The following is an 11,732-nucleotide window of genomic DNA, read 5'->3' on the forward strand; positions in this document are numbered from 1 at the left end:
AACTATTCACTTAAGCGACTCCCTTCCTCGTCGCATCAGCACGTGGCGATACTTCAGGGTGACCGATTCCATCCCCGCATCACTCCGAATCGTCCGTCGCGCCAACCGCACCCTGGGGCGCGTCGTTCCGGCCCTCGCGGCTCGGCTCAATCAGCGGCTGTTCTCCACCCCACGGCGGCACGCGCCACGCGACTGGGAGCTGGACTTCGAACGCACGGCGGCGCGGCGCCGGCTGGCGGGCGGTGTGTCGGTGCTGGAGGCGGGCGAGGGTCCAACCGTGGCGCTCATACACGGCTGGGAGGGGCGGGCCACGCAGTTCGCGGTGTTTGCGCCCCGGTTGCTCGAAGCGGGCTACCGCATCATCGCCATTGATGGGCCAGCCCATGGTCACTCCACGGGGAAGCGCGCCGACCCATATCGCTTCGCCGACGCGTTGCGCATGGTGGCCGATCAGTTCGGCCCGTTGCACGGCGCGGTGGGTCATTCGATGGGTGGTGGCAGCATCGCCATTGCGTTGGCGGCCGGCCTCGATGTTCGTCGCGCCGTGACCATCGCCAGCCCGGCGTCATTGCGCGATGTGCTGGATCGCTACGTCGCGGTGATGCAATTGCCGCCGCGGGCCACGTCGCACTTCATGCAGAACTTTCATCATCACGTGGTACGGCGTGGGCACCGTCCGGTGGATGTGCTGGAGTTGCTACAGACCGTGCACACCGACGCGCTGGTCATTCATGCCCGCGACGATCGCGAAGTGCCGTTCTCCGACGGCGAGCGCATTGCCGCACACTGGCCCCGCGCCGCACTGATGCCGGTGGATGGTCTCGGCCATCGGCGCATTCTGCGCGATGCGGCCGTGGTGGATGCGACGGTGGATTTCCTGCGCGGGTAAAGGCCCGTAGTTGGCGCTCGGTTAGCGCAGCGACTCCACCACCACTGGATCGCCTACCCGAATCACACCCGGCGCATCGTGGGTGAGATTCACGCCGAACATGACCAAGCCGTCCATGCGTCGGTAGCCGGCGAGCGTGCGCAGCGGTTCGGTGCCCTGCTCGCGCGTGTCCGGGTCGACCGTAGTGAGCACACAGCGCGCGCACAGGGTACCTGCACCCAGCGTGACATCGCCGATGCGCAGCAATTGCCAGGTGTCTTCCTGATGCGCGTCGAGTCCGCTCAGCCACACATTGGCGCGGAATCGCCGGCGATCCATCATCGCGTCATGCCCCCGTGCGGTGAGACGCGCATTGAGCGCGTCCACGCTGGGCAGGCCGAGCATCATGAGTGGTGCGCCGTCGGTGAAGGCGACATCACGCCCTTGATACGGCAGCGGGCCGGCGTACTTCGGCTTGAGCGGCCGACGTGAATCGTCGAACACGCGCACCAGACGCGCTTCGCGTCCGATCACCCGCGAGCACCATTCCGCGGCGGCGTCCCCCGCATCGTGCGCGATGATGGCGTCGTCCCACACCACTACCCGGCGCTGCTCGGCATGCGCGTCGGGCACCGCCACGTGCAGCAGCGGCTCACCTTCCGCGGCGAGCCACAGTCCGCCTTCGCGGTCGTGTTCATCGATGAAGGACGGCACGATGCGCAGCATGGCGTGACACTCGCGCGCCGTGATGGCCTGCCCGGCGGGATCCACGATCAGCCATCGCCGATCGCCCATCGCGCCACGCTCATCCAACACGATCTCGGGCACGTCCATGCCGGTCGTCGACTTGATCGGATAGATGGTCAGCGCAGCCACGTACGGGCCGGGATTCGACACGGTCATGATGCTCGCTCGCTGCGGGATCGTTGGCGCATCCAGTAGGCATACACTGGCAACCCCAGGGCGAGCAATGCCGCACCGCGCAGGGCGTTGCCCGGATTGGAGAGCACCGAGCCAATGACCACGTATCCGGCGGCGGCCACGAACAGCAGCGTGGTGAAGGGATGCCATGGCGCCTGCACGGCGATGTGCACACCACGGGCCCCGTCGCGCGCGCGCAGCACAAACAGGGTGGCCGCCGTGCTGCCGAAGAAGATCCAGTCGGCAAAGACCACATAGTCGAGCAATTGCCCGTAGGTGCCCGACAGCAGCAGCACCAGCGCCACCGCCCCCTGCCAGAGGAGCGCCCAGACGGGCGTCTGCGTGCGCGGGTGCAACTGCGCCATGCTGCGGAAGAACAGACCGTCGGCCGCCATCGCCTGATACACGCGGGCCGACATCAGGATGACCATGCTCAGGAAACCCACCGTCGATGTGACGATGCCGAACGTGATCAGCGTGCGTCCCACCGGCCCGAGGTAGATCTGCATGGTGTCGGCTGCGGGCGCTCGCGATGCCGCCAGCCCCTCGAGCCCAAGCGCGCGCAAATAGGCCACGTTCACCAGCAGGTAGGTGGCCGCCACGATGACGACACCAAGGATCAGCGCCTTGGGCAGCGTGCGTTCCGGGTCCACCAGTTCTTCGGCCACGGCATTGGTCTGCTGCCAACCACCGAATGAAAAGAGGACCGGTACCAGAGCCGCCCCCATCGCCGCGACGGTGTCGGCCCAGCCGGTGGGTGGGGTGAGCGTGATGGGCACCGCTGTAACTGGCGCGACCGCATCGGCGCGTGGCGAGAGCACCAGCGCCGCCACCACCAGCAGCGCGATGGCCGACAGCTTGAGCACGGTGAGCACGTTGCCGGTGGTGGCGCCAATGCGCACGCCGGCCACGTTGAGGGCCGTGAGCACCACGATGAGACTGATGGCGATCGGTCGTCCGGCGTCCGCGGGGAGACCCAGCAGCTCGGCCAGGTAGTTCGCGCCCGTCATCGCCACAGCGGCAATCGCGCCCGTGCCAATGATCAGAAACAACGCCCACCCGTACAGGAACGCGGGCAGCGTCCCAAAGGCTTCACGGAGGTACACGTAGGTGCCACCAGCCTTGGGGCGTCGCGCCCCGAGTTCGGCGTAGACGAATCCACCGATGATGGCCACCACGGCGCCGAGTGCCCAGGCCCCCATCGTGAGTGGCGCCGTGCCTACACGCTGCACCACCACCGAGGGCGACAGGAAGATGCCGGCGCCGATGATACCACCGACCACCAGCATCGTCCCCGAGAAGGTGCCCAAGCGGGCCGCATAGCGGACGTCCGTAGGCTGGCTCATGGGCTGGATGTCGCGTTCCGCGTGGAGCACGAGGCGTCCGGTCCCTGACTTTGAACCTCGCACCATGTCCATGGCGTAGAATCAGCAGATCTCATGGCGCCAAAGTGCGGTCAGTACATTTGTCTCGCTACCCGTTTCACCCCTCGTTCACACACCCCATGAACGTTTCCCACGCTCCTCGCCCCCACGGCGTGATGGCCCGACGGACGCTGGCCTCGCTGGCCTCGCTGGCCTTCGCCGCCGGTGCATTGGCCAGCGCCCTGGCCACCTCGCCGCTGACGGCGCAGAAGGCTCCTTCCATCCCGCACGAGAAGTACACGCTGCCCAATGGCCTCGAGGTGATCCTGCATGTGGATCGCTCGGTGCCCATCATTGCCGTGGAGAACTTCTACAAGGTCGGATCGGGCGACGAGAAGAAGGGACGCACCGGCTTCGCGCACCTGTTCGAACACGTGATGTTCATGGGCTCGGAAAACGTGCCCGTGGGCAAGTTCGATGAATGGCTCGAGGCAGCCGGTGCCAGCAACAACGGCTCCACCAACTTCGATCGCACGAACTACTACGAGACGGGCCCGTCCAACGCCCTGCCCCTCATGCTCTGGCTCGACGCTGACCGCATGGGCTGGCTGCTGCCGACCATGGACAAGGAAAAGCTCGACCTGCAGCGCGGTGTGGTGCAAAACGAGCGCCGGCAAAGCTACGACAACGTGCCGTACGGCCGTGCCTTCGAGACCATCCTGCCTGTGATGTTCCCGGCCAATCACCCGTACTCGTGGCCGGTCATCGGGTCGATGGCCGACCTCAGCGCGGCGGCGCTGGACGACGTGAAGGACTTCTTCCGTCAGTACTACGCGCCCAACAACGCGACCATCACCATCGCCGGCGACTTCAACACCGATTCGGTGAAAGCGCAGGTAACGAAGTACTTCGGCAACATCCCGCGCAGCGCCCAGCCGGTGGTGCGTCCCACGGTGCCCGCCGTGCGTATCGCCAAGGACACCGTGCTGGTCATGGAAGACAAGGTGCAGTTGCCGCGCGTGTACTACGCCTGGCACGGCGTGACGGCCTTCTCGCCCGATGACGCGGCGCTCGATGCGCTCACCGATATCATCGCCGGCGGCAAGAGCTCGCGCCTCTACCGCACGCTCGTGTACGAGAAGCAGATCGCTCAGGACGTCAGCATGGGCAACACGTCGCAGAAGCTCGACGGCCTCATCATGCTCTCCGCCACGGCCAAGCCGGGCGTGCATCCGCGCGAGCTCGATACCGAAATCCGCAAGACGCTGAACGACATCGCCACGTCCGGTGTGACCGATCGCGAACTCACGCGCGTGAAGAACGGCATGCGCGCGTCCATGCTCGACCGCCTCTCGTCGGTGCTCGGCAAGGCCACGCAGCTGAGCTACTACAACTACTACACGGGCAACCCCGACTACATGGCACAGGATCTGGCGCGCTACGAGCGACTCACGGCCGCCGATCTGCAGCGGGTAGCGAAGCAGTATGTGCTGCAGCCCAAGATCGTGTTGACGGTGGTGCCGGAAGGCAAGAAGGAACTCGCCCTCACGGCGACCCAGGGAGGAAACAACTGATGGCGCTCATGTCATTCTCCGCGCGCGCGGCCGCCCTGGTTGGCGTGCTGTCGACACTATCGCTGTCGACAGCGGGCGCCCAGGCGACGCCCCGACCGGCCAGCACCACGCCGCCGGTGCTCGGCGCTCCGAAGGCACTCACGCTGCCGAACATGGTGGAGCGCACGCTGCCCAATGGGCTCAAGCTGGTGATCGTGCCGCACAATGAACTGCCGCTGGTGGACGCCGTGCTGGTGGTGCGTACGGGCGCGGAGGCCGATGGTCCGGCCAAGGCCGGCCTCGCCACGCTCACCGCCAACCTGCTGGACGAAGGCGCCGGCACGCGCGATGCCCTGGGCCTGGCCGAGGAGATCGGATATCTCGCCATCTCGCTGGGCACCGGCGCCGGTTTTGAATCGAGCTCGATCTCGTTGCACAGCACGCGCGCCACACTCGACAGCGCGATGCAGCTCATGGCCGACGTGGCACTCCGCCCGACCTTCCCCGAGAAGGAGTTCACGCGACTCAAGAGTGAACGGCAGACGGCGCTGTTGCAGGAGCAGGACCGTGGTCCCGCCCTCGCGTCGCGCGCGTTTGCCTCGCTGGTGTTCGGCGAGATGCATCCGTATGGCCGCAGCGTGAACGGCACGAAGGAAACGGCCCAGTCGATCACGCTCGACGATGTGAAGCAGTTCTGGCGTTCGTGGTATCGCCCGAACAATGCGACGCTGGTGATGGTGGGCGATCTCACGGTCGCGCAGGCCGAAGCCATCGCCACGCGTGCCTTTGGTGGCTGGGAGCGCGCGACACTGCCGCCGGCGCCGGTGTACGCGTCCAATCGCATGGCACCACGTCCCACGACGATCTTCATCATCGACAAGCCCAAGGCGGCGCAGTCGTCGTTCCGCATCGGCGGCGTCGGTGTGGCGCGCAGCACGCCTGACTACTACCCGCTCATGGTGCTGAACACCGCACTTGGCGGCTCGTTCACCTCGCGCCTCAACAACACGCTGCGTGAGAAGAAGGCGTACACCTACGGCGCCGGCTCGAGCTTCTCGATGCGTCGCGAAGCGGGCCCGTTCACGGCCAGCTCCGAAGTGGTGTCCGCCAAGACCGACTCGGCGCTCATCGAGTTCATGAATGAACTCAAGGGTGTGCGCAGCACGCTGCCCGCCGCCGAACTGGCAAAGACGAAGCGCTACCTGCAGCTGGGGTACGCCGAAGGCTTCGAGTCCACGCGCGACATTGCGTCGCAGGTGTCGGCACTGGTGCCGTACAACCTGCCGTTGACGACGCTGAACACCTTCAACGCCGGCATCGGCCGGGTGACTGCGGCAGATGTGCAGCGCGTGGCCACGAAATACATCGACCCGAGCCGCCTGACCATCGTGATTGCCGGCGACCGCGAGTCGATCGAACCGGCGCTCAAGGCGACGAAGATCGCGCCCGTGGAAGTGCGGGATGCGCAGGGCAGGCCAGTGGTGAGGCCGTAACAGCGCGGAACGGCGGGGGCTGGAACCACGGAAGCTGGAACTACGGGAGCTAGAGGTACGGAAGCTGGTCCTACGGGTGCTGGTGGTACGGGTTCACACGGGAGCTGGAGCAACGGGGACGCCCCGTGGTTCCAGCTCCCGTTCCTCATTCCCCGTAGTTCCAGCTCCCGTAGTACTAGCTCCCGTTGTACCAGCTCCCGTAGGTCCAGCTTCCGTACTCCCAGCCCCCGTAGTCCCCATCACTTAACAAGGACGCCCCCCCGCCGTCGCACCATCATGCTGCCCGTCCTCCTCTCCCTCTCGCTGCTCCTGCAGCCTCCCCCCGACGCCACGGCTTTCGCCGACGCCGTCGCGTACGCTGCGAAAACCGATGGCCAGGCCGTGCTGGTGATGCACCGCGGCGCCGTCATTCACGAGCGCTACATGGCCGGCGGGGCAGCCTCCACTCGTCAGCTCCTCGCCAGCGGCAGCAAGAGCTTCGTGGGCCTCGCCACCATCGCCGCGGTGGCCGATGGCCAGATCGCGCTCGACGCCCCCGTCTCGCGCTACCTCCCCGAGTGGCAACGCGACCCGCGCAAATCGCGCATCACGGTGCGGCAGCTCGTGTCGCTCGAAAGCGGTCTCGAGTCCGGCAATCCGGGCACCGGCTGCGGCGGACGCAATGCCACGTGGCCAGACGCCGTGAACGCCGGCACGTTCGCCGAGCCCGGCACCACGTTCCGCTATGGCCCGTTCCCCTTCATCGCGATGGGGGCCACGCTCGAGCGCACCACCGGTGAATCGTTCGACGCCTATCTCGCCCGCCGCATCCTCACGCCACTCGGCGTCACCGTGGAATGGCGCGCCAAGTGTGGTGACGGCAAGCCGCAGCTCGCCGGCGGAGCGGCCATGACCGCCCGCGACTGGGCCACCGTCGGGGAGTTCGTGCGACTGGGCGGCGTGCACAAGGGACAGCGCGTGCTTCCCGAATCCCTGGTGCGAGAGCTCTTCGTGCCCGCCAAGGCCAACCCGAACTACGGTCTCTCATGGTGGCTGGTGGGCGCCACCCTGCAGGCTCAACCCGCCGCCGGTCTTGAAGGCAACGGCGGCGGACGCGCGGGTCGGCGCGGTGGTCTGCTTGGGGCAAGGGCGAGACGCCGTGCCGGCTCCCGGGCCGACAACACCACCGCCAAGGACGCCACCGAACGCCCCGACTGGCTTCCCGCCGACCTCGTCATGGCCGCCGGCATGGGTAAGCAGCGCCTCTACGTGATCCCCTCGCGGGAGCTGGTCATCGTGCGCATGGGCAAGCTGCTTGGCGGCCGGGATTTCGACGATGTCGACTTTCTCGAGCCGTTGCTCGCGCCGCGGGTTGGAGGGGCGTCGGGCGGACGGTAAGTTGAGACACGAAGGCGGGCCCAGCTCCTGATGGGCCCCCCTCGGTCCCTCTTCTGGAGCCCTCGTGACCGCAGTTCCCGACAGCGACCTCACTGCCGGCACCACCCCACTTGTGGGCGTGGTGATGGGCAGCGCCAGCGACTACGAGACCATGGCGCCGGCCTGCGAGGTGCTCGCCGAACTGGGCATCCCGTACGAAGCGCGTGTCGTGTCCGCGCACCGTACGCCGGACTGGCTGTTCGAGTACGCCGAGCAGGCCCACGCGCGCGGACTCCGGGCCATCATCGCCGGTGCCGGCGGCGCCGCGCATCTGCCGGGTATGCTGGCGTCCAAGACGCTGATCCCCGTGCTCGGCGTACCCGTCGTCGCCACGCCGCTCAATGGACTCGACGCGCTGCTCAGCATCGTACAGATGCCTGGTGGTATCCCGGTGGCCACATTTGCCATCGGCAAGCCCGGCGCCACCAATGCCGCGCTCTACGCCGCGCAGTTGCTCGCCGCGGGCGACGCCGCGCTGTACGACGCGCTGCTCAATCGTCGGCGCGCCAAGGCTGCCGAAGCACTGGCCCGTCCGCTCAACGCCCCCAACGCGATCATTCCGTGAGCGCAGGTTCTTCCAACGGCTCCAATAGCGGTTCCCGTTCGCCGATTCTTCCCGGCGCGACCATCGGCTTTCTCGGTGGCGGACAGCTCGGCCGCATGACGGCACTCGCCGCCCGTTCGATGGGCTACGACATTCAGGTGCTCGATCCCGAGGCTGCGTGCGCCACACGCCCCGTTGCCTCGCACACGATCACCGCGAAGTTCGACGATGTGAACGCCGCCATCGACCTCGCGTCGCAGTGCGACGTGGTCACGCTGGAGATCGAACAGATCCACCCCGACGTGCTCGACGCCGTGGCCTCGCGCACCACGCTGCATCCTGGCCGCGCGGCAGTGTACATCATCCAGGATCGCATCCGGCAAAAGCAGTGGCTGCGGGACAACGCCTTTCCGGTCGGTGCCTTTGTGGCCGCGCAGTCTGCCGACGACATCGCCGACGCAGTGCGCACACACGGCCCTTGCATCGCCAAGTCCACGCACGGCGGATACGACGGCCGCGGTCAGGCGCGCCTCTCCGACGCCGACCAGGCCAAGGACGCCTGGACCGCGCTCGGCAGCCACCCATGCGTGGTGGAGCAGCGTGTCGACATCGCCTACGAGATCTCCGTGCTCGTGGCCCGATCGGCCAGCGGACACGTGGCCGTGTATCCGCCATCGCGCAATCATCACACCAGTGGCATCCTGACGTGGGCCGTCGTGCCTGCGGTCATCTCCGATGCCATGACGCAGCGCGCACAGGAACTCGCGCGTGGCGTGGCCGAGCGCATCGGCATCGTGGGGCTGCTGGCCGTCGAGTGCTTCGTCACCAAGAGCAATGAGCTGCTGGTGAATGAACTCGCCCCGCGCCCGCACAACACGTATCACCACAGCGAACGCGGTGTCGCCACGAGTCAGTTCGAGCAGCTCGTGCGCGCTGTCTGCGACCTGCCGCTGGGTGACACGACGGCGTTTGCGCCGTCGGCCATCGTAAACCTGCTCGGCGACGTGTGGGTGCAGGACACTCCGCCCAACATGGAGCACGCGCTCGAAGTGGAAGGCGTAAGGCTGCACCTGTACGGCAAGGCCGGCGCACGTGCTGGTCGCAAGATGGGACACCTCTCCTCCATCGGCACCAGCGCGCAGGATGCGCTGAGTCGCGTGCTCGAGAGCTACCGCCGCCTGTCACCCGGTACCACTGGCAGTTTCGACGTGCACGAACCTGTGCTCGCAAACATCACCTCCTGACCTGAGCTCCCGCCCCCATGTTTCCCCATCAGTTCTACGAAATCCTGCACGTCCTCGGCATCGCGCTGCTCTTCTCGGCGATCGGTGGCGTGGCGGTGCATGCGGCCAATGGCGGCACCAAGGCCAACAGCAACACGCGTGCGCTGGTGTCTGCGGTGCACGGTATCGGCATGTTGCTCATTCTGGTCGGCGGCTTCGGCATGCTGGCCCGCATCGGCTTCGCGCATGGCACCAACTTCCCGGGCTGGCTCTGGGTCAAGCTGATCATCTGGCTGGCGTTCGGTGGCCTCGCCCTGCTGCCGTACCGTAAGCCTGCACTGGCCAAGCCGTTCCTGCTGCTCATGCCCGTGCTCGCCGGCATCGCTGTCTACATGGTGCTCTACAAGCCGTTCTGATTGGTCATCACGTACGGTGCATGCGAAGCGCGATCACCGCATGCACCGTCGCTGGAGGGACATATGAACATCCTGGTGCTCAATGCCGGGTCGGCCACGCTCAAGTTCCAGGTCGTTGCCACCGATGCGCAGCGCATCGCCGATGACCAGGACGTGAAGCTGATCCGCGGCCAGATCGAACGGATCGGCGGGGAGTCGGTCATCACACTGCGCTTGCCCGATGGCAGTTCGCGCAAGCGCACCGCCCCACTGCGGGACCTGCGCGCGGCCGTAGACTGGCTGGTCGGCTTCATCACGTCTGCCGAGAGTGGCACGGGGCTCACCACACGCGGCGACATTCACGCGGTGGGTCATCGCGTGGTGCATGGCGGTGAACAGTTCCGCAACAGTGTGCGGGTGGACGATGCGGTCATGCACGGCATCGAAGAGACCATCGAACTCGCGCCGCTGCACAATCCGCACAACCTGCGTGGCATCGAAGCCGCGCGTGCCGCGCTGGGCGATGGTGTACCGCAGGTCGCCGTGTTCGACACCGCCTTTCATCAGACGCTGCCTGAACACGCGTATCTCTACGCCATCCCGTATCCGCTGTACCGGCGGCACAAGGTGCGGCGCTACGGCTTTCACGGCACATCGCATCGCTCCATCGCGTATCGCTTTCGCAAGCTGACCGGCCGTGCCCGCGCCGATGTGCGCATCGTGACCCTGCATCTCGGCAACGGCTGCTCGGCGTGCGCCATCAAGGGTGGAGAGTCCATCGATACCAGCATGGGCTTCACGCCGCTCGAAGGGCTCGTGATGGGCACGCGCGCGGGTGATATCGACGCCGCGCTGCTCGACTACATCGGCGCCAAGGAAGGCATGTCACCTCCGCAGGTCGAAGCGATGCTGAACAGTCAGTCCGGGCTGCTCGGCATCTCCGGTCTCACGAATGACATGCGGGACCTGCTGGCCGAAGCCAACGAGCTGCGTGACCGGCGGGCGCGACTGGCCATCGAGATGTTTTGCTATCGCGCCCGGAAGTACGTCGGCTCGTATCTCGCCGCGATGGGCGGCGCGGACGCGGTGGTGTTTGCCGGAGGAGTGGGGGAGAATGCGCCCGAAGTGCGCGCTCTCATCTGCGAGGGGCTGCAGTGGGCCGGCCTGCACATCGATGGGTCCGCCAACCAGGCCCTGGTGGGTGGACGGGAAGGACGCTTCTCGGCCGAAGGGTCGGCGCTGGAGGCGTGGGTGGTGCCGACGGATGAGGAGCTGCTCATCGCCCGTGACACGTACCGCGCGGTGAGTAACGGCTGAGTTTGACTCAGCACTTGAAAAAGTTCCGTTATGAGTCGATACTGGGGAGTGCGCGGCGATTTTCCCGATTTGACGGGCCGCGTGCACGGCGCCTGAGGCGTCGCCCCTTCCGTCTAAGTCGAGGCCTGACGGCCCGCGACGAGAAATCGGCGTGGGCCGTCAGTCGTTTGTGGCGGTTCATGGCTTCACGGCACATGCAACACGACAACTGAAGGGAAGCTGACGCACCGCTGCACTCGGCAGCGACTGTCGTCCGTGGTGATTTGCCGCCGATTGCCGCCACGTAAAACAACGAGCTAAACAGCGATAGCGCCCGGCGGTCTATCCGTATCCGGGCGCGTTCGTGTTGTTGGGCGGCACTCACCTGTTTTTGGAGAGTGCCACGATGTCTGACGTATCCCGTAACACTGCGCGCGCCCTGTCGGCTGACACGCTCGCCCTGCATGCTGGTCAGGAATCGCCCGACAGCGCCACCGGCGCGCGCGCGGTCCCCATCTACGCCACCAGCTCCTACGTGTTCGAAAGCCCCGAACACGCCGCCGATCTGTTCGGCCTTCGCGCGTTCGGCAACATCTACACGCGCATCATGAATCCCACCACGGATGTCTTCGAGAAGCGCATTGCCGCGCTCGAAGGCG

Annotated in this window: 11 protein-coding genes and 1 riboswitch; of the genes, 9 read left to right on the forward strand and 2 right to left on the reverse strand. The window is 66.5% G+C overall.

From position 1 onward, the window contains the following. Positions 1-58: 58 nt before the first annotated feature. Positions 59-889 (forward strand): alpha/beta fold hydrolase, encoded by an 831-nt coding sequence (locus tag VGE27_RS17055; RefSeq protein WP_331050881.1) that lies wholly within the window; start codon positions 59-61, stop codon positions 887-889. Positions 890-910: 21 nt separating this feature from the next. Here the strand turns inward: VGE27_RS17055 and VGE27_RS17060 are convergent, their stop codons facing one another. Next, positions 911-1,771, reverse strand: coding sequence for an MOSC domain-containing protein (locus tag VGE27_RS17060; RefSeq protein ID WP_331050882.1), 861 nt, complete (start codon positions 1,769-1,771; stop codon positions 911-913). Next, positions 1,768-3,135, reverse strand: a complete 1,368-nt coding sequence (locus tag VGE27_RS17065; protein WP_331050883.1) for an APC family permease — start codon at positions 3,133-3,135, stop codon at positions 1,768-1,770. The genes VGE27_RS17060 and VGE27_RS17065 overlap by 4 nt, the downstream gene beginning before the upstream one ends. A gap of 158 nt (positions 3,136-3,293) precedes the next feature. Between VGE27_RS17065 and VGE27_RS17070 the strand changes: the two genes are divergently transcribed. The 8 genes from VGE27_RS17070 to VGE27_RS17105 form a co-directional block, all read left to right on the forward strand. Beyond that, a complete protein-coding gene (locus tag VGE27_RS17070) occupies positions 3,294-4,727 on the forward strand; it encodes a pitrilysin family protein (RefSeq protein ID WP_331050884.1) in 1,434 nt (477 codons plus the stop codon). Beyond that, a complete protein-coding gene (locus VGE27_RS17075) occupies positions 4,727-6,199 on the forward strand; it encodes a pitrilysin family protein (protein ID WP_331050885.1) in 1,473 nt (490 codons plus the stop codon). The genes VGE27_RS17070 and VGE27_RS17075 overlap by 1 nt, the downstream gene beginning before the upstream one ends. A gap of 276 nt (positions 6,200-6,475) precedes the next feature. Then, positions 6,476-7,576: a serine hydrolase gene (locus tag VGE27_RS17080; protein WP_331050886.1), complete on the forward strand. Its 1,101-nt coding sequence runs from the start codon at positions 6,476-6,478 to the stop codon at positions 7,574-7,576. A 124-nt stretch (positions 7,577-7,700) separates the two neighbouring features. After that, the gene (gene purE, locus VGE27_RS17085; protein ID WP_345788033.1) at positions 7,701-8,180 is read left to right on the forward strand and encodes a 5-(carboxyamino)imidazole ribonucleotide mutase; all 480 of its coding nucleotides are present in this window, start codon (positions 7,701-7,703) and stop codon (positions 8,178-8,180) included. Further along, positions 8,177-9,403 (forward strand): 5-(carboxyamino)imidazole ribonucleotide synthase, encoded by a 1,227-nt coding sequence (gene purK, locus VGE27_RS17090; RefSeq protein WP_331050888.1) that lies wholly within the window; start codon positions 8,177-8,179, stop codon positions 9,401-9,403. The genes purE and purK overlap by 4 nt, the downstream gene beginning before the upstream one ends. Before the next feature lie 17 nt (positions 9,404-9,420). Beyond that, positions 9,421-9,798: a hypothetical protein gene (locus tag VGE27_RS17095; RefSeq protein ID WP_331050889.1), complete on the forward strand. Its 378-nt coding sequence runs from the start codon at positions 9,421-9,423 to the stop codon at positions 9,796-9,798. Positions 9,799-9,861: 63 nt separating this feature from the next. Beyond that, positions 9,862-11,094: an acetate kinase gene (locus VGE27_RS17100; RefSeq protein ID WP_331050890.1), complete on the forward strand. Its 1,233-nt coding sequence runs from the start codon at positions 9,862-9,864 to the stop codon at positions 11,092-11,094. A 245-nt stretch (positions 11,095-11,339) separates the two neighbouring features. Next, a riboswitch (SAM riboswitch) is annotated at positions 11,340-11,415 on the forward strand. Positions 11,416-11,479: 64 nt separating this feature from the next. Further along, the coding region (locus VGE27_RS17105; protein WP_331050891.1) for a PLP-dependent transferase at positions 11,480-11,732 on the forward strand (253 nt) is incomplete at its 3' end.

It is taken from the genome of Gemmatimonas sp., from assembly GCF_036405635.1.
Taxonomy (GTDB): domain Bacteria; phylum Gemmatimonadota; class Gemmatimonadetes; order Gemmatimonadales; family Gemmatimonadaceae; genus Gemmatimonas.